Origin of the sequence: Xanthobacter sp. NM-59, assembly GCF_021401125.1 — a bacterium.
GTDB lineage: Bacteria > Pseudomonadota > Alphaproteobacteria > Rhizobiales > Xanthobacteraceae > Xanthobacter.
The window spans coordinates 1-23,333 of record NZ_JACBFQ010000011.1 but is presented as its reverse complement, the minus strand read 5'-3'; the positions used below and the strand labels follow the sequence as shown (position 1 = coordinate 23,333).

The following is a 23,333-nucleotide window of genomic DNA, read 5'->3' as shown; positions in this document are numbered from 1 at the left end:
GGGCTCAGCGTCGCGTCAGCGCGTTGACGAGCTTGCGGTCGAGATAGGTCGGCGCCTCGAACACGAAAGTGTCGAGCCCGCGATAGGCCTCGATCTGCGGGCGGATCTCTTCCAGCGTGGCGGGGCGCATCTTGTCGCCGCCGGCGGGGCGGAAGGCCTCCAGGATCATGCGGAAGCGCTCCACACCGAGCTTGGCGATGAGCGCTTCCCCATATTGGCGGGCGGATTGGGGCGTGCGCATGTAGAGCCCCACCCCGTCCTGGAAGAACAGGCCCACATCCTTGGGCAGCCAGCTGTCGATCCAGTCCGCGAACGGCGCCGCGCCGATATTGCTGTTGTCGTAGGCGCTTACCCACAGCGGACGCGGCAAGGCGGAGAGCAGCGCCCCCATCTTGGGTGCATCGGCCCAGGTGGGGTCCGCCTCCACCGGGAAATAGTAGCCGGACGCGCGGAACGGCAGCGGCTTTTCCGCCACCCGGGCGGACAGGTCCACCAGCGCGGCCACGTTGCGCCGCGCCTCCGGCTCATTGGCGAGGCTCGCCAGCCCGACGATGATGGAGCGCGCCCAGGGCTCCCGGGAAATGCGCGTCCAGTTGGGCGGATCGGCGATGGTCTCGATGCCGAGGCCGGGAACGAAGGCGACGCCGTTCAACACGATCCATTGCAGCAGCAGGGAGCGCGCGCCCAGCCGTTCCCACTCCCCATAGGGATCGAGGGAGCCGGCATGGAGCTGCCAGACGATGCCGTCGATGAGCGCTTCCGGGGCCGCTTCCCGCTCTCGCAGCACGCGATCGATGCCCAGCAGGCCGAGCGCACCGACGGCGCCCGCCCCCACGATCAATGCGGTACGTCGATTGATCATCGCCCCCCTCTCCCTCCCCGCTCGCGGTCGCCGGGTCCGGCGCGCGGGCACCCCCTCACCAGAGCCGGCCGCCCGTTCACACGAAAGCGGCGACCGGAGGCCGGCCGCCGCTGTTTGCTCTCGTAACGGCCCGCCCGGGGCCGCGATGTCAGGCCGGAACCAGCATCAGGCGGCGCTGCTGCTCCTTCATGGTCTCCGCCAGCGCCTCGGGCGTCACGATTCCGCAACGCACGAGGTACTCGCCGATGCGGCCGTCCACGTCGGGGCGATAGTGCTCCATGGCCGCCTCGAACGCTTCGCGCTGCATGAGCCCCTTCTCGAGCAGGAGATCGCCGAGCAGAGGCGGCGACTGTGCCCCCTCGAAGCCCCGGCCGGTGCCACGCACGAGGCGCAGGCCGTCATTGATCTCGCTCTCGCGGGCGACACGCTGCACCGGCAGGTCGCCGATGGCGACGCGCACGTCCTCCAGGGCCTTGTCGGTAAGGGGCGAGGACACCGCCACCACCAGGCGGCCGGCCTCGTCCCGCCCCACCGGGATCACCCGGTAGCGCACCATCAGGTCCACCGGCAGCAGATCGTGGAACTCCCGGACCATGTCTTCGGTGACATGGGTCCGCGGCATGTTGGACTGGTAGGCGATGGCTTCCGCCAGCGTCTCGTCGTCCAGCCAGCCCTTGGAGACCAGGATGCGGCCGAGGGGCTGCTGTTGGCCCTTCTGCAGCGCCAGCGCCTCTTCCAGGTGCTCGGGGAGCACCGCCTGCCACACCATCAGCAGCTCGCCCAGCCGCTGGCGGCGGTGGGCGAAGGCATCGTTCTCCGGGAAGTCGTGCATGGTCTTGTCCCAGACGATGCGCCGACCGAGGAAGATGTGCCCCAGGAACAGCTTCCAGGCCCTCAAGGTGGCCGCGAAGTTCACGAAATTGCCCATCACCACGCGGGGGATGGACATCAGCCCCTGCTCCCAGCCGTAAATGGCCGAGACGAAGTGGAAGCGCTGGATCAGGCGCAATGCGAACGCCACCGCATTGGCCGCCAGCACCATCAGCAGCCAGCCTTCGGTCGCGAAGATGGAGGGATAGCGTTCCGGGATGATGCCGAGTTCGCCGCCGAAATAGATCAGCAGGAACATCACCGCCAGAACATAGGCGATCACCGTCACGATGGACGTGATGATGCCCTTGCGATCGCGCATCAGGAAGTATTTGGACGCAAGGGAGCCCTGCCAGCCGCGGTGCTGCCAGCCCTGAAACGCGATGCCCAGCGCCCATCGGGCCTTCTGCCGGTAGGAAGTGCGGAAGGTGTCCGGAAAGAACTCGCGTACGCACAGGGGCATCGAGAGGCGGATCTCCTTATCGTGGCCGAAGCCGAAGAAGGTCTCGCGCCTCACCCGGTATTCCACAGGGAACCGGGCGATGATGGCCTGCATGTGCGCCTCTTTCAGGCGCGCGCTGATGTCATAGTCCTCGGTGAGGCTCGCGGTGTTGAACACCTCGCCCTCGTCGTGGGACCGCAGATGCAGCACCGCCCGGCGGGAAAAGCAGGTGCCCACGCCCGCCGACGGCACTTCGCCCGCCACGCTCTCGCGGACCACGAGGTCCTTGGCGTGCCATTCGGCGAACTCGTCCATGTAGATGCCGGCCACCATTTCCGACCAGTGGCGTTCCAGCGACACCACCGGCACCTGGATCAGGTCCTTGCGCGGCAGGAGATAGTTGAAGAAGCGCAGCTCCAGGGGATGCAGCACGTCCTCGCTGTCATGCAGGATGAAGCCGGCGAACTCGGTGCCGCTCATCTGCTCGTGCTGGAAGATGGCGCGCACCACCGTGTTCAGGCAGTCCGCCTTGTTGGTGGGGCCGGCATTGCGCAGCTCCACCCGCACCAGCTGCTTGTAGCGCCGGCGCATGCGCTCCACTTCCGAGATGGTGGCGGGATCGTTGGGATAGGTCCCAACGAAGATCATGTAGCGCCGGTAATCGAGAGTGCTCACCAGATTCTCGATCATGGCGGCGATCACGTCCGATTCCTGCCAGGCCGGGATCATGATGGCGAGCGGCTGCTCGTCCTTCTGATACAGAGCCTGGGCCGACAGCGGGCGAATGAACGGCTCGATGGCGAACCGCCGGTACACCCGCCGCGTCCAGTACCACGCATCGACGAACAGGTCGTCGATGGAGGAGAGCAGGATCAGGACCGCCACCACCGCCGACGCATACTCCACGAGGAGGATGAAGTCGGCGAGCAGGTAGGGCCAGTAGAGAGACATCGCGGCAATCCCCCGATGCTCAGTTGCCCCGGCGACGCACGTAGGACGCGCGCATCAGCAGCAGGAAGAACAGCGCGGCAGCGCCCACGCCAAGGGGCAGACCCCATTGTGCGGAATTCTGCCACAGGCGCTGCAGGGTGGCCACGGCGCCCTCGGTCTCGGTGACGCGCACGGTGCCGGCCTCGGCGCCCGAAGCGGACAGCTCGATGAGGGTGCCGTCCACGCCCACGATGGCCACGTCGCCGCGCGACAGGCGCACCGCCTTGCGGGGCGTCATGGGCGTCGGGCCGATGGACTGCCACAGGATGCCACGGCTGCCTTCGGCGCGCACGGCCTGCACCAGGGCCACGTTCTTGAGGCCGGTGATGTCAAGGATGCGGGCGCTCTCATTGCTGCCGACGATCACGCGGTCGCCTTCCACCTTCGCCTTCAGGTCGGCGCCCTGGGCGGGCACGTCGAGGGCGAGGAAGGAGCCGGTGACGCGGAACGGCACGCCGGTGGGGCTGACTTCCAGGGTGCTGGAGGTGCCGGCCGGCACGCCCGCCGCCGCCGCGGCGCGCACCACGCGCACCACGCTGGAGCTGGCGGTAGACAGATAATTATCCGGCACCACCACGCGGCCGCCGCCGGACATGGCCGAGATCACGCCCAGGAAGTCGGCGCCGGAGACGGAACCGCCGAGCTCGAGATTGGACGAGGGCAGCACCTGCACCGGGAACGCCTGGGGCGTCTCGCGGCAACGGTCGGAAACCGGCTGGCGCTGGAAGGTCACGCGCAGGGCGTTGGTGGCCCCGAGCGCATAGGTCGGAATCGCCGCCGAGAGGTGCTCGGGACGGCCGTTGGCGTCGAGGCGCTTGGCCGCGAGCAGGACGTCGTTGAGGAACACGGCCACCACCGGATCGGTGGTGGAAGCGCCGGGCGCGGCCGCCACGTCCAGGTTCAGGCGGCTCGGCAGCGAGGCGCCTGCGGTGGCCGAGGCAAGGTCGAAATTCACCGTCCAGTCGCCACGGGCCAGCACGTCGAGATTGCCGGCGGCATTGCCGAAGGTCGAGAGCGGAATGGAATCGCGCGGGGTCGGCTGGGCGTCCACCGAGCGCACGGTGACGGTGCCGGCGGAGATGGAGCCGCGCCAGAAGCTGTCGAACAGCTGCGCCGCCTTGGGGCCGGCGCTGGGGCCGACCGCGATCACCGGACGGCCGGCGAGGGTCTGCAGGCTCAGCTCGTCATTGGCCACCACCGCGCCGCCGAGGCTCGCCGCCTTGCTGCGCCATTCGTTGAACAGCGCCATGTTGGGGCCACCCAGCCGGGCCGCGAGGGCCTCGAGGGCGCTGCGCACCTGGCTGAGCAAAGTGGGATCGGCCACCACGATGTCCGCGCCGAGGGGCGAGGACGGCAGCAGCAGCAGCGCGCCCACTTCCGCAAGGTCGCGGATGCGATAGGTGTTGGCACCCACGAAATTGGAGAACGGAGCCACCACCCGCAGGGAATCCGGCACGTCGAGGCCGGACACGTCCACCTCGTCGCCCAGATTGGGCAGGGTCTTCACCTTGATGCGCTTGCCGGCGGTCTCCACCGCGAGGCCGAGCCGCCAGGCTGTATCGAAGCTCTCCTTGGCCAGGGTGCCACCCGCCACCAGCACCGATCCGGTGCCGGGCATGGCGCTCCAGGCCGTGGACAGGTCGCGCACGTGGCTCGCGTCATAGGAATAGATGAAGCGGCTGGTGGGCATCAGCTTCAGCACGTTGCCGATAGCCCGCTCGTCCGCGCACAAATCCTGGCTGACCACCGACGACCAGGCGACGCCGAAGCGCATGAAGCCGGTGGGACGCGGCGTCCCGGGCACGTCGATGGTGGTGTTGACGCTGCCGTTCTCACCTTCCAGCTGGCGGGAGAACAACGGATTGCCGTCCACCGACACCACCATCGTGGTACGACCCCCGTCGCCACGCAGATAGTCGGCATTCACCATGAAATGGGGATTGCTGAGCGGAACGCCCGCCGGCACCGGGATGTAGAGATCGCGCCGCGCATCCATCCCCTGGAACACGACGGGAGCATCCACGCCCAGCTCCGTCAGCGTCACCTCGCGGGTGATGAGACGGTCCTGGATGCGCTCCTGAAGGGCAGAGGCTAAGGGATCTGCGGATTGTGCAAAGGCCGATGTCGTGAGCAAGGTCAGGGCGACCAAGCCGGCCGGAATTGCGCAAGCCGCGCGACGTGCGGGATGAGGTGTCATGTCAATCTCTCACGATGGCGGTTGAATGCGGACGCTCGGCCCGGGGGCTTTGCGACAGCGACGAAATCTCGGGCGAAAACTCCGTGACGGATCGCCCGCAGATGCGGTCCGCGATGCGGCGACAGGCCTTGCCGTCGCCGTAGGGGTTGATGCGGTTGGCGAAGCGCGCATAGGCGCCAGCGTCGTCGAGCAGGGCGGCCACCGCATCCACGATGGCGTTCCGGCGCGTGCCCACGAGCTGCACCGTGCCGGCCTCCACGGCCTCCGGACGCTCGGTGACGTCGCGCATGACCAGCACCGGCTTGCCGAGCGCCGGCGCCTCCTCCTGCACACCGCCGGAATCGGTCAGCACCAGGTGGGCGCGCTGCATCAGGCGCTGGAACGGCAGATAGTCGAGGGGGGCCACCAGGTGCACGTTGGGCCGGCCCGCGAGGGACTCGTGCACCGGGCCGCGCACATTGGGATTGAGGTGGACGGGATAGACGATCTCCACGTCGGATCGGGTGGAAAGGTCCGCCAGCGCCCGGCAGATATTCTGGAAACCGTCGCCGAAATTCTCCCGGCGATGGCCGGTGACGAGGATGATGCGCTTGCCGGGGTCGAGCATGGCGAGCGGCGCGTCGAGCTCGGCCGCGAGGGCGGGATCCGCCGCAATGCGCGCCTGGGTCGCCTGGAGCGCGTCGATGACAGTGTTACCGGTGACGAGAATCTCGCCCTCCAGCCGCTCATTCTCCAGATTGGCGCGCGAACGGCCGGTGGGCGCGAACAGAAGGTCGCTCACCACATCCACCACGCGGCGGTTCATCTCCTCGGGAAAGGGCTGGTCGAGGTGATAGGTGCGCAGGCCCGCTTCCACATGGCCCACCGGAATGCGGCGGTGGAAGGCGGCGAGACTGGCGGCCATGGCGGTGGTGGTGTCGCCGTGCACCAGCACGCGATCGGGCTTCACCTCATCAAGGACGGGATCGAGGGCGGCCAGCGCGGCCGAGGCCAGAGCGTTCAGCCCCTGATTCTGCGCCATCAGCTTCAGATCGAAATCGGGACGGATGTCGAACAGGCGCAGCACCTGGTCCAGCATCTCCCGATGCTGGCCGGTCACGCAGACAAGCGAGGTCAGGCCCGCTTCGCACGCCAGCGCCTGCACCAGCGGGGCCATCTTGATCGCTTCGGGCCGCGTGCCGAAAATGGACAGAATCTTCAAAGGACCGCACCGCTGATTCGAGGGGGCCAGGAACCAGACACCGGGATGTCAAGACCTAGATACCCACCTTCTTGTGTGTCGCTAAAAGCCCCGTGACGCAAGCAAAGCCTGAATCTATGGCTAATATCGCACTATACCGGATTACCATTATGGCGGCCGGTCTCTCACCTTGACACGAGCGGTTCTGCCGAAGCCTTAAAGCGAGCGTAGGTATTTCCCTAACGGCAAATTAAGGCTTATCAAAGGTTTACGGCGCGCGGCCGCGCCGCCATTCCCGCGGGAGGTGGCGCACACCTTCACAACTTCGAAAACAAGAAGGCAGCTTAGCCGTGGGGTGCCGCTCCGGCGCCGATGGCGGCCTTCACAAGGGCCTGAGCATCCGCGCCGCCCCAGGCCGCGGGCCCCGCCAGAAAGCCCAGCTCGCAGCCCTCCCGGTCCACCAGCAAGGTGGTGGGCAGGCCGAAGCCACGGCCCACCGCGCGCAGCGCCTGGAAGCTCTGCCCCTTGGGATCGGCGAAATTGGTCAGGTGCGAAACCCCGATCTCTTTCAGAAAGGCGGCCGGCTTATCGGGGTCGCGCGTATCGAGATTGATGGCCACCACCTGGAAGTCTGGCCCGCCAAGGGCGCCTTCCAGGTGATCCAGCTCCGGCATTTCCTTGCGGCAGGGCACGCACCAGGTGGCCCACAGATTGACCAGCAGCACACGCCCCTTGAAATCGGCGAGCGTCACCGGCTTTCCGGCGGCATCCTGAAACGATAGGTTGGGCAAGGCCTTGGGTGCCGTGGCGAGCTTGAGCGCGGCAATGTCCCCCTTGGCGAACGGCTCCAGAGCCTTCGCCCTGGCCACGGAGGCCGCGCACGCGCCGTCACCGCCTGAGGCCACCGGGGCAACCCCAGGGGCGGAAGATGCCGTTGTCGTTTCGTGCTGCGAAACATTGCCGGAAAGGCGGTTCATCCCGTATACGGCGAGCGCGCCGATGGTGGCGCCGATCACCACGCCCAGGGCCACCTGGGCAATGGTGGGGTTCAAAGACACGTGCCGCTTGCCGCGGCGTTCGCCGCCTTCCAAATCGTCCCATGCCCCGGCCCGGTGCTTGGGATCGGTCTGCGGGCGCGGCTGTTCGGAATTGGTCATCACCGGAGGTCCGTCATGAGCAACAAGATGTGGGGCGGGCGGTTCACCTCCGCTCCCGACGCCATCATGGAGGAGATCAACGCCTCCATCGGCTTCGATCAACGTCTTTACGCGCAGGACATCGCCGGCTCCAAGGCCCATGCGGCCATGCTGGCCGCCCAGGGCATCATCGCGGCCGAAGATGCGCAGAAGATCCAGGACGGTCTAGACACGATCCTGTCAGAGATCGAAGCGGGCTCCTTCACCTTCCGCCGCGAGCTCGAGGACATCCACATGAATGTGGAATCTCGCCTCGCCGAGCTGATCGGCGCTTCCGCCGGGCGGCTCCACACCGCCCGCTCGCGCAATGATCAGGTGGCCACCGACTTCCGCCTCTATGTGCGCGACACCGTCGACGCCCTCGACGCCCAGCTCGCCGATTTGCAGAAGGCGCTGGCCGAAAAGGCGCTCGCCAATGCGGCGACGGTGATGCCCGGCTTCACCCATCTGCAGACCGCCCAGCCCGTCACCTTCGGCCACCATCTCATGGCCTATGTGGAGATGACGGCGCGCGATCGCTCGCGCCTGAAGGATGCCCGCGCCCGCCTCAACGAGTGCCCGCTGGGCTCGGCGGCGCTGGCCGGCACCTCCTTCCCCATCGACCGGGAGGCCACCGCCTCCGCCCTCGGCTTCGCCCGGCCGACCGCCAACTCGCTGGACGCCGTCTCCGACCGCGACTTCGTGATGGAGACCCTTTCGGCCGCCTCCATCTGCGCCGTGCACCTCTCGCGCTTTGCGGAAGAGGTGGTGATCTGGACGTCGCCGTCCTTCGGCCTGGTGAAGCTCTCCGACGCGTTCACCACCGGCTCGTCCATCATGCCGCAGAAGCGCAATCCCGACGCCGCCGAGCTGGTGCGCGCCAAGGCGGGGCGCATCATCGGCGCGCTCACCGGCATCCTGGTGGTCATGAAGGGCCTGCCTTTGGCCTATGCCAAGGACATGCAGGAAGACAAGGAAGGCGCCTTCGACGCCCTCTCCGCCCTCTCCCTCGTCGTCGCCGCCAGCGCCGGCATGGTGCGTGACCTCACGCCCGATGCCGAGCGCATGAAGGCGGCCGCCGGCCAGGGTTATTCCACCGCCACGGATCTTGCCGACTGGCTGGTGCGCGCCCTCAATATCCCTTTCCGCGAGGCGCACCACATCACCGGGCGCATCGTCGGCATCGCCGCCGAGAAGGGGCTGGCCCTCGAAGACGTGCCGCTGGCCGACATGAAGGCGGTCGACGCGCGCATCAATGACGACGTCTATTCGGTGCTGTCGGTTGAATGCTCGGTGAACAGCCGCGTCAGCTACGGCGGCACGGCTCCCAGCCAGGTGCGCACCCAGGCTGAGCGCTGGCTGAAGCTGCTCAACGGGGAATGAGCCGCGCCGGTGGCGGCATCGCCCGGTGAAGAGGCGTGGTTAAGAATGTGTTTCACATGAAACACATGCCGCCTCGGCCGAGCCGCACGGAGACAAAGAAAGGGCGGCGAAATGAAGATTTCGCCGCCTGAGTTTTTCACGCGACACCCCCGTGCCGCGTGGGCATTTCACCCGGTGCGCATCTTTGAGCCATAAGGCCGCAGCGCAGGGATCCGCGCTTTCAGCACGCCGCCCGGCAGCCGCGCGCGGCCGGAGCGGTTTCAGGCAAGGCGGACACCGGTTTGCGTGAAGAACACGCAGAGCTTCGATGATCCAGGGCATCTGCCTGTTTTCATGACAAAGGCGAGCGCCCCAACGCCCGGCAAAGGCCGCCGGCAGCAGCAGGAGCGCGCCGGCAGGCAGGCTCCCTTCGGCCGCGACGCCGCCGCTTCTCATCGCGAAGCAGACGGCGCCCGCCCATATCGCTCCACCCGGAAACCCCGCTCCAGGCAGAATCCATGCGCGCGCGGGAGCGTCAGACCCTACTTCTTCTCGCCTTCCGCATTGTATTGGGCGAGGAAGGCGATCAGGTTCGCGCGCTCTTCGGCGCTCTTGACACCGGCGAAGGCCATCTTGGTCTTCGGCGCGAGGGTCTTCGGGTTGGTCACCCATTCCTCGAGCAGGGCGGGTTCCCACACCTTGCCAGCGGTGGCGCCTTCCTTGATCTCTTCCGAATAGGGATAGCCGGCGAAATGGGCCCAGTGGGCACCCACGATGCCGTTCAGCGGCGGGCCGACCTTGGTCTTGGCGCCCGGGCCGATGGCGTGGCAGGCCATGCACTTCTTGAAAACGACCGCACCCTTCTCCGGGTCACCCGCCACCGCGACCGGAGCGGCGGACGCCACCTCGGTCTTGGCCGCGGCGGCCGGCGCCTCTTCGGCCGCGGCCGCACCGGTGAGGGCGAGCAGGGCCAGGGTACTCGCAACCAGAACTCTCATCAGGCTTCCTCCTTTGGGCCGGCTTTTCCGCCGGCTCGTATTGTGTGTGCGCCGCCGCTCACTGCAGCAGCAGGATTTCCCCCTCACCGCCCACCAGGCGATTGCCCGCGAGCCGTTGCGCGCGGCCGGAAAGGCCGCCGCCGAACAGGTCCGCCAGGGCCGGCACGCGCCGCGCCAGAAGCAGCAGCGCCACCAGATCGTGGCTTCCGGTATCCACGAATCCCGGAGCCGGCGGCTCCGGCGTCTGGGCCAAAATCAGCGTGCCGCGGCGCATGCCACGCCCGGCGTCCGGCCCCAGCCGGCCGGCCACAGCGATGGTGCCCGCGATGAGGTCGTTGGCGGCGCCCGCTCCGGCATTTCCACCCACAAGCACGAGCCCACCGCGCAGCCGTTCGCCGAGGCCCGCCCCGACATCACCGGCCACCGAAACCATGCCCCCGCGCATGCCGAGCCGCTCGCCCGGCAAGGCACAGCCCAGCCGCGCGCCGGCCGCGCCCGAAACCTCGATTCGCCCGCCCGTGAGGCCGGCGGCCAGGCTCTCGCCCGCATCGCCCCGCACCACCAGCCGGCCACCGGACATGCGCGCGCCAGCGAGCACGCCCACCGGGCCTTCAACGAGGATCTCGCCATCAGCAAGGTCCGCCGCCACGAAGTCGAGACGCGGATCGCCGCTGACCACCAGGGCTTCCGAGGCGGCTTCGCTCACCTCGAACAGGTCGCCGAGCAACACCCGCCGGGTGCCGAGCAGCACCTCCTTGCGCGCCACGCCATCCAGGCCGAGACCCGCCAGCGCCGCCGGCGTGACGCCCGAGAAATCAAGCCGCGCCTCCAAGGGGGCCGTAAGCTTCAGACGATAGCCGGTCATGCCAAATCCCCCGAGCTGGCCGTGCCGCCCGCGCTCGTCATCAGCTCGCGGAGCTTGAAATGGAAAGGCCCAAGATTGCCGCCGTAATTGCCGGCATCAATGGCCACCACCCCCGCATCGGCGCCCAGCTCGCACACGGCGGCGATGCCGGCACGCATGCTGTCGGCCACTTCCTTCTCGCCGAGGCCGTCAATGACGATCTCCATGACGCTCCCGACCTCCGGCGGCAGGGCGGAGGGCACCACCCCGCGCAGGGTCGGGCAATAGGCATCGTTGGTGGAGGCAATGAGGCCCGCATATTTGGAGCCCACCTTCGAGCCCGAGCGCACCACGCCGCCGGGGAAGGGCATCACCGCGCCTTCCACCTGCCCCATGGCGTCCACCGCCGCCTCGGCCGCGGCCAGCGCCGCTGCACGGCTGCGGGCCAGGATCAGGAAATTGCCGCCGCCCACCGCGGAGGTGACGGAGCCGGAGATTTCGTCGCAGACGAACTCGCCCTCCATCACCGGCACGCGCCAGATGCGCTGGTCGCCGATCTTCTTGGCCATCTGGTGCCCGTCCGCAAAATAGCGCAGGGCGCGGCCGAGCGGGATGGCCGGCCCGCCCTCCAGCCCCGCATAGCAGGCGGAGGTGGGCGAGGTGAGCACGCATTGGCCGACCCGGAGCGGCACCACCTTCTTCAGGTCCTTCAAGGACATGGCGAAGATGAGAACGCTCACGCCCGGCCGCCCGTCAGGGGTCTCGCTAGGGGCCAGCTCGCGCTCGATGGCGGCCTCGCAGCCGCAGCCGATGACCGAAGTGGCGAACCCGGTCATGCTGGCAGCGGCCGTGCGCGCCCAACGCGGCGTGTCGGCGGTGATGATGAGGCGGGTGCCCGCCATGGGGAAGGCTTCCGCGAAGCTTTCGCGGATTTCGACGCCGTTGAGGATCATCGTGAGGTCTCCGGCGTGCTTTCCACCACCTCGGGGCCCTCGCCGCCGCGAATCTCGTGGTCGGCGATCTGGTAGTGCTTGGACTTCATGCCCACCGCCTCGTCGAACCAGCGCTCCAGGCGCTTGTCCATCAGCGGATCGGACGGGGGATGAACGGCGAAGGTGCGACCCTTCTTGAGCGCCACAACGGCACCGTCGCGGACCACGATGTCGCCATCCTTCAGCACCAGGCGCGGGGTGGCGAACATCGCCTCGCGGTCGTTGTCCTCCCGGTAGAGCACCACGTCGGCGCGGGCGCCGGCGCCGAGATGGCCGCGATCCTTCAGGCCCAGGGTGCGGGCGGGAGCCGCGCGGGTCATGATGGCGATCTCTTCCAGCGTGTATTCGCGGGAAATTTCGGCCAGGCGCGTGTGGGAGCGGGCCGCCTTGTGGATGCGCTCCAGCTGCGCATCACGGAACGGCTTGTCCATCAGGAGCCGGATCAGGTGGGGATAGGAGGTGAACGGCCCACCATTGGGATGGTCGGTGGTGAGGTAGACCCGCCAGGGGTCCTCCACCAGCAGGAACAGCTCCAACCCGATGGCCCATTGCAGCGCGTTCACGAACGAGGTGTCGCGATAGGCGAACGGCACCACGCCGCAGCCGGCATCCATCTCGATATCCATGCCGATCCACTTCTTGGGATCGGCGATGCCGTGGTTGCGGTACTGGGACATCAGATCGCCCGAGACGGTCACCGTCTGGCCGAACATGATCTGGCCCACATCGATGGAGATGTGCGGGTTGGCGTTCACCGCCTCCGCGATCTCCACCGCGCCGGAGGAGAATTTGCGGTCGCCCTCCGTGCCATATGAATGGAACTGGATGTGGGTGAGGTGGAGCGGCCAGCCCTCGGTGGCGCCGATGGTGGCGAGCGTGGTCTTCACATTGCCCGGCACACCCAGATTACAGCCGTGCAGATGGATGGGATGGGGCACGCCCAGTTCCGTCACCGCCCGCTGCAGGGTGTTGAGGATGCGGCGCGGGGTGAGGCCGTAATGGGGCCCCTCCTCGTCGAAATCGAGCATCCGGCCGTTGAACTTGAAGGCGTTGATGCCGCCCGGATTGACGATCTTGATAGCGCAGCACTGAGTGGCCTTGAGCATCCAGGCCACATAATCGTTCACCGCCTGCTGGCCTTCGCCCTGCGCGATCATGCGGAGCAGGAAGTCGTCATTGCCCAGCACCAGGAAGCCGCCGGTGTCGAGGTTGGGAATGTCCGCCATCTCCAGATGGGCGTGGCGGGCATTGGCCCCCACCATCGCCGGCTCAAACGCGGCGGTGTAGCCCATTTCCGAATAGCGGCAGCCAGTGGCATGGGTGGTGGGTGCCACCCGGCCGCCGCCACAGCCGCACATGACGCCACCGAACGGCTCGGGAAACTTCGCCCGGTCCTCGTTCATCAGCAGGCGGCCGAGATTCACCTTGCCGCCGGCAATGTGGGAGTGGAGATCGATGCCGCCCGCCAGCACCACGCAGCCGGACGCATTGATGACGTCGTCGCTGGACTTGGTCGGGCCTTCCGCGGCCACGATGCGGCCGTCCTCGATGACGATGTCGCGGATGACGTCCACGACGCCGTTGGCGGGGTCGAACACCCGCCCGCCGGTAATGCGCGTGGTCATGCCGCCCTCCTGAGGCTTTCGAGAATGGCCGAGGCCGCGTCAGCAAGGCTCGGCAGCTCCGCCGCGCGCAGCGCCTCCAGCGGCAGGCACACCACGGAATCCATGCGGAACACCTGGCCGCCATGGTCCACGCCGGGCGTGCCAACCGGGATGAACACATCGGGCTCGCGGGCGAACACCGTGTCGGGATGGGCGAGGGCGATCACCGGACCGCGCCCGAACTCCGGCGGCGCATCGGGCCGGAAGCTCGAGGCGTGCAGCACCAGATCCGCATCCTCAAGCGCCGCGGCGGTGGAATAAAGCTCCGGCACATGGCGCGAAACCCCGCCCCCCACGACGGTGCGAAGCGGATAGCCGAAGCGCCACAGCGCCATCTGATGGGCGCCGGTGATGTTGTCGCGTCCGCCCAGGGGAAACACCACGGAACGGGTGGTCACGCTCAGCGCATCCACCATGGCGGCGGCGGATTCCGCCACACTGGCGGTGTCGCGCGGGCTCAGCGTTGCCGCGTTCCACACGAAAACCGAATAGCGGGCAGCCTTCAGCGCCTCGGCCAGGGCCTTCAGCCCCTCCCCCACCGCCCCTTCAAGGGCGGGAATGCCGGCGACATCCCGGCCGGCGACGAGGGCCGCCAGCCCGCGGGCGGCCAGCGCCACCTCGGCCGGGGGCACCACGACTTCCGTGACCTCATGCCGCGCCAGGGTCCGGCGGGTGGCATCCGACAGAATGTCGCCGACGATGGCCACCCGGCGCGCGCCCTCCACGAACAGCGGCGCGGCCCCGGCCTCGCCGCCGGCCGGAGCGGCGCGGTCGAAGAAGCGGTGATAGCTGAGATCGGGATCGGCGCCGAACACCACCATCAGGTCGCAGTGGTTGCGCACCTCGGCGAGGGTCGAGCTGATCCAGCCGCGGCGCGACAGGCGCTCCAGATTGGCGAACAGCCCCTCGGACGCGGCATGGTCGAAGCTGGCACCGGCGGTCACGGCGAGATCGAACAGGCCGCGCAGGCCGTCCAGATCGGTACCAAGGCCGGTGATGGCGGTCGCCTGGCTCGCCTTGAGCAGCTGCGCGGCAGCCTCCGCCGCTTCGGCAAGGCTCGCCTCGCGCCCCTGGATGCGGGGCGCAGGCGGCGCGGCATCGGTACGGGCCAGGAGGCGGCCGGCCTCGGCACAGGCTTTCACGGGGCGAATGGATCGCCCGCGGACAGCCACTTCCAGATCGTCACAGCCGAGCCCGCAGAATGCGCAGACCACGTCCGTCACGATGCGCTCCGCGCCGTCGCGGGTCACGTCGTCACTTGTCATGATGTCACCGTGCGAACAGCGCGAGGGAGGCCGGGCAGCACGCGGCGGCACTGGCTCCATGCGGAGGCTCTTGGCGAAGGGGTGCTGTGAAAACAGCGGGGCAATCATCGGCCATGGCACTGCCTTGGATGGGAGAAGAGGACCCGATCAAGACGCCGCGGCGGTTGCCCGCTTGTCGTTGCAGTGCGCTTCGAGGTTCTGTTCCTTTAAAGGAATGGCCCCGTGCGCCATGCGTCTGTTCTTGGGAGCGGAAGCTAACACAGGCGATCGCGGCTTGAAAACCCATCACCTATGCCGCACCCGCGAGCACTTGTTGTGCGCCGCAGAAGCGGCAAGGCCCGCGAGTGAGGCTCGCGAGGCCCGCCATCACTTGAAGCACCGCACCTCGGCTTCCGCCTGGGCGCGGCGCAGGTCGGCGACAATGTCATCGTACATTTTCACATTCCGGAACACGGTGGCCGCCCGCCCCACGCCCTGGCGCATGGAAAGGATGGTTTCCGCTTCCACATAGCGGTCATAGGGCAGGATGGACGCCAGGGTATCTACGGAGCAGGAGCACCGCGTCATCGCCTCCCGCGTCTCGCCATTGGCGCCCATGCAGCCGATCACATAATCGACGCGCGCATCGGTGGGATAGTCGTTCACCTCCGCGGCGTGGGCCGGGCCGGCCAGGGCCAGCGCCAGCACCGCACCCTCAAGAACCTTGCGGATCATAGGTCAGAGCCTCCTCCCACAAGCGGCCGCCGCCTTTGGCATCGGCGGTGATCGCGATGCGCACGATCTCACCCGGCAGATCGGGGGCCACGTCGAATTCGTAGCTGAGCGTTTCGAGACCGCGCATTTTCTTGGCATTGGGGTCGGCGACGAAGGGGGCCACCTTCACCCGCCAGCCCTTATAGGCGCGCCCGCCCACCGTGAAGTCGGCCGGCGTCACCTCCGCCTTGTCGCGCAGGGCCGCGCGAATGCCGTTCTTGAAGTAGCGCGGATTGCCCAGGAGCTTCGCCGACAGATCGGCCAGATGATTTTCAAGGAAGAGAATCATCACCGGGTTGCCGGTCACATCCTCGAACGGCCCGGCCGCGCGGTGCCTCTCCGGGCCGAAGAGATCCACCGTCAGCGAGCGGGCGTCCTTGGGCGCGCTCGCGCCCGCCGCCTCCACCTTGATCTTGATAGTGTCGTCATAAGACGGCCCCAGCTCCGGATCGGCGACCTTGCGGCTGTAGCGATAGACCAGGGTACTCCCGGGCTGGGCCGCCTCCAGCTGCGGCGTATCGAACAGCAGCGTGGCGGCGGCCGGCGTGGCGGCGGCCTCTTGCGCCCGGGCGGGCAGTGTCAGCGCACAGGCAAGTAGGGCCGCAAGGGCAAGCGGCCGGAAGGATGGGGTCATCACAGATGGGTCTCCGCCTCGCGCGGCTCAGGCGCGCCGCCGATGGTGCGATAGATGTAATCGGGCGCCGCCCCGCCGGCCTCCGCCGTGGCGAGGGCCTCCATGCGCGCGTGGAAAGGCGACTTGGAACAGGCCGGGTCGGTTGCGGAAGCATCCCCCAGGAGCGCCATGGCCTGGCAGCGGCAGCCGCCGAAATCCATCTCCCGCCGCTCGCAGCTGCGGCAGGGCTCGGGCATCCAGTCGGTGCCGCGATAGGCGTTGAAGGCGGGATTGGAGCGCCAGATGTCGCCCAGAGCGTGCTCGCGCACATTCCAGAATTCCAGCCCCGGAATGCTCTCTGCCGCGTGGCAGGGCAGCACCTTGCCGGTGGGCGTCACGTTCAGCGTCTTGCGGCCCCAGCCGCCGGTGCAGGGCTTGGGATAGCGCGCATAGTAATCGGGGATCACCATGTCGATGACGAGCACGCCTTCCAGCCGCCGGCGCGCCTCTTCCACCAGAGCGATGGAGCGATCCACATCGGGCCGGGCCGGCATCAACGCCGCCCGGTTGGCATAGGCCCAGCCGTAATATTGAGTGTGCGCCACCTCCAGCCGCTTCGCCTTCAGCTCCACGGCCAGCGCGATGATGGCTTCCACCTCGTGGATGTTGCCGCGATGGATCACTGCATTGAGCGTCAGCGGCAGGCCCAGCTCCACCACCTTGTGGGCGAAGGCGAGCTTGGCTTCATGGCCGCCCTTATAGCCGCCGATGCGGTCGCCGGTCTCGGCGGTCGCGCCCTGCACGGAGAGCTGCACATGGTCGAGGCCGGCATCGAACAGCGCATCGATCATGCCCGGCGCGCGGCCGATGCCAGAGGTGATGAGATTGGTGTAGAGCCCCTCTTCCGCGCAATGGCGGGTGAGTTCCACGAGGTCGGGGCGGGCCGTGGGCTCGCCGCCGGACAGGTGGATGTGCAGCACGCCCAGGGCAGCCGCCTCGCTCAGCACCCGTTTCCAGGTGGCGGTGTCCAGCTCCGCGTCGCGGCGCTCCAGCTCCAGGGGGTTGGAGCAATAGGGGCAGCGCAGCGGGCAGCGATGGGTCAATTCCGCCAAAAGGCCGATGGGATGGCCCACGGCGGGCTTCTCTCGCGGCTTGCCCTGTGGCTCGACCACGTCCACGGACGCGTTCTGGCTGCTGTCGGTCATCGCTCGATCACCCGGCGGGTGATGAGATCGCCGATCATGGCGAGCACGTCGCCGGCGATCACCTCCCGCTTTTCGTCATATTGCAGGGCGAGCGCATCCACGATCTCGGCGCAGGTGCGCTGGCCATCCACCAGCGCCAGGACGGCGGCCGCGATGGCATCAATGTCGAAGGCCCGTTCGGGGGCGAGCAGCACATGGCGCTCGCGCACCGCGTCATATTTCAGCTTCACCCCGCGCGGCAGGCGGGGCACATCGGTCTCGGCGGCGATCATGCGCCGGCGAGCCCCACGCCGGGAACCCACGCGCCCGGCGCCGGCCAGCCCGGCTCCACGTAAGCGAAGTAAAGGGCATCGAGCTGAGACCACAAGACTTCAGTCTTGAAGGTCAAGGCGCGGATGACGGCCTTCTGCTGCTCCACCGTGCGGGCATTGGCCTTCACATATTCCAGGGCGAAGTCCGCATCCTTGGGCGCCTGGTCCAGCCGGCGGCGGAAATAGGCGACAACCTTCTCGTTGATGAAGTCGTAATGCTCCAGCATGCCCGAAATACGCTCGGCATGGATGCCCGGCGCGAACAGCTCGGTGAGCGAGGAGGCGACCGCCTCCAGCAACCCGTGGTCGGCCACGAAGCGCACGTAGGCTTCCACCGCGAACTTGGTTGCCGGCAGCGCGCCGTCCTTGGAGATCACATAATCACGGTCGAGACCGAGCCCATCGGTCAGCACCAGCCAGCGCTCGATGCCGCCCAGATCCTCGCCATAGCCGTCATGGTCGGTGATGCGGTGCAGCCATTCGCGGCGCAGCTCGCGATCCTCGCAGCGGCTCATCAGGGCCGCATCCTTGCGCGGAATGGCGGACTGGTAGCAATAGCGGTTCAGCGCCCAGGCCCGCACCTGATCCTGATTGAGCTGGCCGGAATGCAGGAGCTTATGGAAGGGGTGCAGATTGTGATAGCGCCGCGCGCCCACCGCGCGCAGGGCCGCTTCCAGCCCCTCGGGCGTATAGGGGGCATCACTGGGTGCGGGCAGCGGCTCGCGATTGATGTCGAGATGCACGGTCACAGCGCGAACTCCATTCCATCGCGGGCGACGAGCCAGCCCGCCGCCTCCACCGCCTGGCGCTCGGGAGAATCCTCGATCAGCGCCGGATTGGTGTTGTTGATGTGGATGAACACCCGCCGCGCGGCGGGGACGTCCGCCAGCAGGGCAATGGTGCCGTCAGCGCCGGACATGGAGAGGTGGCCCATGCGCGCACCCGTCTTGACGCCGGTACCGGCGGAAATCATTTCGTCGTCGCGGTAAAGCGTGCCGTCGAACAGGACGAGGTCTGCTCCAGCGATGCGCTCGCGCACCGTGTCGGTGATGGCGGCACAGCCCGGAATATAGACCAGCCGCTTGTCGCCGGATGTAATGGTGACCCCCACCGTGCCGCCGGTTTCGGCGCCGATGACGAGCCGCTCATCCTCCTGCCACAGGGGCACCTTGCCAGGCACCGCAAACAGTTCCAGCGTCAACTCGGGCAAAGGCGAGAACGGCTCGCCCAGCACCACAGTATTGCGGGGCACGAACGCCTCGTTGACCACCGAGAACACCGGGTTGCCGCTCACCATGGCGAGCGTTTCCACCGTGCCGAACAGGGTGAAGGGCTGCGATTCACGTAAAGTGAGCAGGCCGGCGATGTGATCCACATCGCCATTGGTGACCACCACGGCGGAAATGGGCGAATGCCGCTCGCCCAGCCGCGGATGCAGCGCCCGGGTGGCCGCGATCTGCGCCCTCAGGTCCGGGGATGCGTTCAGCAACAGCCAATGGACGCCGTCTCCGGACACGGCCAATGACGATTGGGTGCGAGGAGCGACCCTCGGATCACCCGCCCAGGCAAGGCTGCAGACGGGGCAGCGGCAGTTCCACTGGGGAACACCGCCGCCGGCCGCAGAGCCGAGAACGATGGCTTGCATGATGAAGGGTGTCGCCCTTGCTGCGCTGCCCGCCCGTTCCCGGATGCAAGCCCGCGCGGGGATCAGACCAGATCGAGATCTTCGATCAGCGCCGGGAACGACACGCCCCGACGCCGCGCGGACCTCCCGAGCCCGGCTCTCACATGGAGCCGGCACCCGGCTTCAGAAGTCGGCCGGCAGATAGGCAGTGACTTCCATGCCAACGCAGACTTCGCACACCTGAGGCTTCTGCCAACGCATCTCAATTCCTCCTCATGCTGAGTTCGTATTGAGTTCCAGATTTTCATAAGAAAATCATAAGAACCAAACTGTAATGCAGATACACTACAGTCAGACCAAATATTGGCACGCCTCGTCCGCCACGCAAGTGGATTTTTCGCCTGACGTTCGGGAAAAAAGCGCACCACAGCCGTGAAACAGCTTTTGCGGCACTGCACAATTCAGCCGAAACCGCACCATTCGGGCAACAAGGCCGCAGCAGACGCACCGGGGGATCAATGCGGGCCGGTGCCCGTTCCGGCGAGATCCAGCATGAAGCCGCGGCCGCGCACGGTGGCCACCTGGGGCCCGCCGGCCCGGCTCACCGGCGCCAGCTTGTTCCGCAGATAGCCCACATAGACGTCCACCACATTGAGGGAAGCGCCGCCTTGGCTCGCCCACAGGCGATCGAAGATGTCGCCGCGCGCCACCGGCCGGTTCGGGGTCGCCATCAGCAATCCCAGAAGGTCGGCCTCCCGCTCGGTGAGACGCACATGGATCTCGCCGAACAGAACCTGGCGGGTGGACAGGTCCAGCACCAGGCGGCCGGCATTGAGGCGCTTGTCCTGCGCGCCGCCGAGACGGTGCATGAGGTGGGCGCGCAGCCGCGCCACCAGCTCGTCAAACTCGAACGGCTTCACGATGTAGTCGTCCGCGCCCGCGCCCAGGCCCTCGGCCCGGTCGGCCACCTCGTCCTTGGCGCTCAGGAACAGGATGGGGCCTGAATGCCCGGCCTGACGCAGGGCCCGGCACACATCAATGCCCGAGCCATCCGGCAGCATGATATCCAGCACCACCGCGCAGGGATTGCAGGCTCGGGCGGCTCCCAGCGCGGCCTCGGCGCTGGTGGCCACCTCCACGTCGAAGCCCTCGGCGTTGAGCCCTCGGCTCAGCATGGCACCGATATCGCTGTCGTCCTCCACCACCAGGATGTTCATGGCGTCTCCTCTTCGCCCGCGCGGCGTTCCGCGTCGGGCAGCGGCAGCATGATCACGGCGCGCAGACCCGCGCGCGAACCGCCCCCGCCGATATTGTCTTCCAAAGTGATGCGCCCACCGTGCTGCCTCACCACCCATTCCGCAAGAGCAAGGCCGATGCCGAAGCCGGAATGCTCACTGGATCCGCGCGCGAACCGCTCGAACAGCCCGGCCCGCTGCTCCGGGGCGACGCCGCGCCCATCATCCTCCACCACGATGCGCACGCCGTCCGCCTCACGGCTCTGGCGCACGGTGATGCGGGTCAGGGGCGCGCCGTGGCGGAGCGCATTGTCCATGAGCCCTTCCACCACCTGGCGCAGCCATTCGCGATCCGCATGCACCAGGGGACCCGGCTCCTCCGCCTCCAGGGCCAGCTGCACCCGCTGGCGGCGGGCCGGCACCTCGAAGCTGAGGGCGGCCTCTTCCAGCAGCGGGCGCAGCGGCACATCCTGGAACACCAGCTCGATCTCGCCGCTTTCGGAGCGCGCCACCCGCAGCAGGTCCTCCACCCGCCGGTGCAGCCGCGCCGCGCGCTTGCGGATGGTGGCCAGCACGCTGCGGGTGAGATCCTCGGGAATCGAGGCCGCTCGCTGGGTTACGTCGCATTCCCCGATGATGACCGTCAGCGGCGTGCGCAGCTCATGGCTCACATCGGTGAAGAAACGCCGCCGCGAGGCATCGATGGCGGCAAGGCGAGCATTGGCGGCGGTGAGGTCGGCGGTGCGCTCCGCAATGGTGCGCTCCAGCACCGCCCGGTCGTCCGCCACCTTGCGGGCGCGGCGCGCCAGCCGCTCGGCCATGCGGTTGAACTTCGCCATCAGCAGGCCCAGCTCGTCCCGCGAGCCGATGGCGAGGCGCGTGTCCAGCACGCCGGAGCCGATCGCGCCCGCCGCCTTGTCGATCTGCCGCAGCCGGTCGAGCAGGGGGCGGGCCAGGGTGCGATGCAGCATCAATGCCGCCGCCAGCACCAGCACCGAGAGGCCGATGGCGCCTAGGCGCAGGCGCGTGGACAGAGCGCGCGCCTCCTCGCGGGCATTCACCACCCCCCGGCGCTCGCTTTCCACCAGCACCGAGAGCAGAGGGCCGGCGGAGGCGGCGAAGGCGTTGAGGGCACCGCGCACGGCATCGGAACGCCGCACCGGATCACGATGGGAGAGGGCGAGGCCGATCTGCCGGTCGAGCACCGCGAAATCCGCCTTCAGATGGGCCATGAGCCGGGCCCGCCCCTGGGTCGTCACCTCTGCCGCGGACAGGTCCTCGGGCGATTCGGAGGCCACGGTATCCAACACCGAGACCACCCGGTCACGGGCACTCGACACGCGGTCGCGGTCGGCCGTGGGGTGGCTGGCATCGGCCACGGCGGTGATGCCGAACTCGGACAGGCGGGCGGATGCCTCGGTGAGCAGATCGAGCCGCCTCTGGGCGGCGATGGCGGCTTCAAGCGCCTGGTCGGTGGCGCCCACGGCCAGCACGACGCCGGCCGCCGCCAGAACCGCGAAGGTCGCGACGGCGGCGATGAGCGCTCCGAGCTTGAAGCGGATGGACCCCATGAAACGTCGGCGCGGCATGAAACGAAGGCGCGGCTCCACGACGGCCGCGCCTTTGAAACGGCGTCACGCGCCGTTCCGGGCGCCGGCCCAGAACGACAGCGTGGAAGCAGTGCCCGCCGACGTCAAGCCGCCCGGGCACAGCGCGTGGCAAGGCTCAGGCTTGGACTCAGGCCTGACCGGAGGTCGAGAGCTTCTGCGCCTCGGCCTGCATGCGCTGCTGATAGAGGGCGGCGAAGTCCACCGGGTCGATCATCAGGGGCGGGAAGCCGCCATTGCGCACCGCGTCGGCGATGATCTGCCGGGCGAACGGGAAGAGGATGCGCGGGCACTCGATGAGCACCACCGGCTGCAGGCTCTGCTCGGGAATGCCCTGCACACGGAACACGCCGGCATAGTTCAGCTCGAACGCGAACAGCGTGTCGGCACCGACCTTGGCACCGCCCTCAATCTTGAGCTCCACCTCGAAGTCGCCATTGCCACCGGGCTTGGCATTGACCTGGATCTGGATGTTCACATCGGGCTGGGCCGGAGGAGCGGCGAGGGAGCGCGGCGCATTGGGATTCTCGAACGAGAAATCCTTGGTGTACTGCGCGAGCACGTTCAGCGACGGCGCCGGGTTCTGGGTGGGGCCGCCATTCTGCGTCGCCATGCGCATCTCCATATGTTGAAGGCTTTGATAGAGTGAGCCCGAAGGCGCGCGGTCCGCTACCACGCTTTACAGCCGCCGTGCAAGGCTGAGGGCGCCGCACCCGCGCGCAGCGCCGATCAAGGAGAAGACCGATGGCCGACGAGACCCCTGAAGCGCCCCGCAAGCCCCTGAGCGACGCGGCCAAGCGCGCCCTTGCGGAAGCCGAGACCCGCCGCGCCGCCACCGACGCCGAACGCAGGGAGCTGCCGAAGGAGATCAACGGGCGCAAGGGGCCAGAGCCCGTGCGCTACGGTGACTGGGAAGTGGGCGGTATCGCCAGTGATTTTTGATCCGGCAGGCGAACAAAAAGAGCTCGCCCACCCCCATCGCGGCGTCTTGCTGGCTTCATGCGGGTCGAGTAGGCTCCGCGACGCTATCCGGTGAACCGGCTCGGCGGGGTGCCGGGCGCTGAAACAAGGGTAAGCGGCAGCCGACCGCTATCCGAGAATTTCCGGAAGCGGTCGTCCCCTGCCGGGTGTTCGTTGTTTCGAG

Annotated in this window: 22 protein-coding genes; 2 read left to right on the top strand and 20 right to left on the bottom strand. The window is 67.9% G+C overall.

What is annotated here, in order from left to right; translation table 11 throughout:
• Window positions 1–4 precede the first annotated feature (4 nt).
• The 5 genes from L0966_RS17780 to L0966_RS17760 form a co-directional block, all read right to left on the bottom strand.
• On the bottom strand, window positions 5–862 hold the full coding sequence (locus tag L0966_RS17780) for a hypothetical protein (RefSeq protein WP_234053315.1): 858 nt from the start codon (window positions 860–862) through the stop codon (window positions 5–7).
• A 148-nt stretch (window positions 863–1,010) separates the two neighbouring features.
• A complete protein-coding gene (locus tag L0966_RS17775) occupies window positions 1,011–3,125 on the bottom strand; it encodes a glycosyl transferase family protein (RefSeq protein WP_234053314.1) in 2,115 nt (704 codons plus the stop codon).
• Window positions 3,126–3,144: 19 nt separating this feature from the next.
• Complete coding sequence (locus L0966_RS17770; RefSeq protein ID WP_234053313.1) at window positions 3,145–5,298, bottom strand: cellulose biosynthesis cyclic di-GMP-binding regulatory protein BcsB; 2,154 nt, start codon at window positions 5,296–5,298, stop codon at window positions 3,145–3,147.
• Between the two features lie 64 nt (window positions 5,299–5,362).
• On the bottom strand, window positions 5,363–6,562 hold the full coding sequence (gene wecB / locus L0966_RS17765; RefSeq protein ID WP_234053312.1) for a non-hydrolyzing UDP-N-acetylglucosamine 2-epimerase: 1,200 nt from the start codon (window positions 6,560–6,562) through the stop codon (window positions 5,363–5,365).
• A gap of 323 nt (window positions 6,563–6,885) precedes the next feature.
• Window positions 6,886–7,698 (bottom strand): TlpA disulfide reductase family protein, encoded by an 813-nt coding sequence (locus L0966_RS17760; RefSeq protein ID WP_234053311.1) that lies wholly within the window; start codon window positions 7,696–7,698, stop codon window positions 6,886–6,888.
• Between the two features lie 15 nt (window positions 7,699–7,713).
• Between L0966_RS17760 and argH the strand changes: the two genes are divergently transcribed.
• A complete protein-coding gene (gene argH, locus L0966_RS17755; protein ID WP_234053310.1) occupies window positions 7,714–9,099 on the top strand; it encodes an argininosuccinate lyase in 1,386 nt (461 codons plus the stop codon).
• Between the two features lie 521 nt (window positions 9,100–9,620).
• Here the strand turns inward: argH and L0966_RS17750 are convergent.
• The 15 genes from L0966_RS17750 to secB all read right to left on the bottom strand — a co-directional run bounded on the left by L0966_RS17750 (window position 9,621) and on the right by secB (window position 22,802).
• On the bottom strand, window positions 9,621–10,076 hold the full coding sequence (locus L0966_RS17750; RefSeq protein WP_234053309.1) for a cytochrome c family protein: 456 nt from the start codon (window positions 10,074–10,076) through the stop codon (window positions 9,621–9,623).
• 58 nt (window positions 10,077–10,134) lie between these two features.
• Entirely contained in the window at window positions 10,135–10,941 is an 807-nt protein-coding gene (locus tag L0966_RS17745; protein WP_234053308.1) for a formylmethanofuran dehydrogenase subunit C, read from the bottom strand.
• Window positions 10,938–11,873: a formylmethanofuran--tetrahydromethanopterin N-formyltransferase gene (gene fhcD / locus L0966_RS17740; protein WP_234053307.1), complete on the bottom strand. Its 936-nt coding sequence runs from the start codon at window positions 11,871–11,873 to the stop codon at window positions 10,938–10,940. The genes L0966_RS17745 and fhcD overlap by 4 nt, the downstream gene beginning before the upstream one ends.
• Window positions 11,870–13,537 carry a formylmethanofuran dehydrogenase subunit A gene (locus L0966_RS17735; RefSeq protein WP_234053306.1) on the bottom strand — a complete coding sequence of 556 codons (1,668 nt, stop codon included), beginning with the start codon at window positions 13,535–13,537 and terminating at the stop codon, window positions 11,870–11,872. Before L0966_RS17735 ends, fhcD begins: the two co-directional genes overlap by 4 nt.
• A complete protein-coding gene (locus L0966_RS17730; RefSeq protein WP_234053305.1) occupies window positions 13,534–14,841 on the bottom strand; it encodes a formylmethanofuran dehydrogenase in 1,308 nt (435 codons plus the stop codon). The genes L0966_RS17735 and L0966_RS17730 overlap by 4 nt, the downstream gene beginning before the upstream one ends.
• Before the next feature lie 366 nt (window positions 14,842–15,207).
• Window positions 15,208–15,555, bottom strand: coding sequence for a hypothetical protein (locus L0966_RS17725; RefSeq protein ID WP_234053304.1), 348 nt, complete (start codon window positions 15,553–15,555; stop codon window positions 15,208–15,210).
• Window positions 15,536–16,228: a hypothetical protein gene (locus L0966_RS17720; RefSeq protein ID WP_234053303.1), complete on the bottom strand. Its 693-nt coding sequence runs from the start codon at window positions 16,226–16,228 to the stop codon at window positions 15,536–15,538. Before L0966_RS17720 ends, L0966_RS17725 begins: the two co-directional genes overlap by 20 nt.
• Entirely contained in the window at window positions 16,228–17,379 is a 1,152-nt protein-coding gene (gene pqqE / locus L0966_RS17715) for a pyrroloquinoline quinone biosynthesis protein PqqE (protein WP_370640777.1), read from the bottom strand. Before pqqE ends, L0966_RS17720 begins: the two co-directional genes overlap by 1 nt.
• 29 nt (window positions 17,380–17,408) lie before the next feature.
• Complete coding sequence (pqqD, locus tag L0966_RS17710) at window positions 17,409–17,684, bottom strand: pyrroloquinoline quinone biosynthesis peptide chaperone PqqD (protein ID WP_234053301.1); 276 nt, start codon at window positions 17,682–17,684, stop codon at window positions 17,409–17,411.
• Window positions 17,681–18,454 (bottom strand): pyrroloquinoline-quinone synthase PqqC, encoded by a 774-nt coding sequence (pqqC, locus tag L0966_RS17705; RefSeq protein WP_234053458.1) that lies wholly within the window; start codon window positions 18,452–18,454, stop codon window positions 17,681–17,683. Before pqqC ends, pqqD begins: the two co-directional genes overlap by 4 nt.
• A gap of 14 nt (window positions 18,455–18,468) precedes the next feature.
• Window positions 18,469–19,368: a pyrroloquinoline quinone biosynthesis protein PqqB gene (gene pqqB / locus L0966_RS17700; RefSeq protein ID WP_234053300.1), complete on the bottom strand. Its 900-nt coding sequence runs from the start codon at window positions 19,366–19,368 to the stop codon at window positions 18,469–18,471.
• A gap of 162 nt (window positions 19,369–19,530) precedes the next feature.
• Window positions 19,531–19,608: a pyrroloquinoline quinone precursor peptide PqqA gene (pqqA, locus tag L0966_RS22580; protein WP_370640776.1), complete on the bottom strand. Its 78-nt coding sequence runs from the start codon at window positions 19,606–19,608 to the stop codon at window positions 19,531–19,533.
• Window positions 19,609–19,862: 254 nt separating this feature from the next.
• Window positions 19,863–20,564, bottom strand: coding sequence for a response regulator transcription factor (locus tag L0966_RS17695; RefSeq protein ID WP_234053299.1), 702 nt, complete (start codon window positions 20,562–20,564; stop codon window positions 19,863–19,865).
• Complete coding sequence (locus tag L0966_RS17690) at window positions 20,561–22,153, bottom strand: HAMP domain-containing sensor histidine kinase (RefSeq protein ID WP_234053298.1); 1,593 nt, start codon at window positions 22,151–22,153, stop codon at window positions 20,561–20,563. Before L0966_RS17690 ends, L0966_RS17695 begins: the two co-directional genes overlap by 4 nt.
• Window positions 22,154–22,319: 166 nt before the next feature.
• Window positions 22,320–22,802, bottom strand: coding sequence for a protein-export chaperone SecB (secB, locus tag L0966_RS17685; protein ID WP_234053297.1), 483 nt, complete (start codon window positions 22,800–22,802; stop codon window positions 22,320–22,322).
• 131 nt (window positions 22,803–22,933) lie between these two features.
• Here secB and L0966_RS17680 point away from each other — a divergent pair, with 131 nt between their 5' ends.
• On the top strand, window positions 22,934–23,131 hold the full coding sequence (locus tag L0966_RS17680) for a DUF1674 domain-containing protein (RefSeq protein ID WP_234053296.1): 198 nt from the start codon (window positions 22,934–22,936) through the stop codon (window positions 23,129–23,131).
• Window positions 23,132–23,333 lie beyond the last annotated feature (202 nt).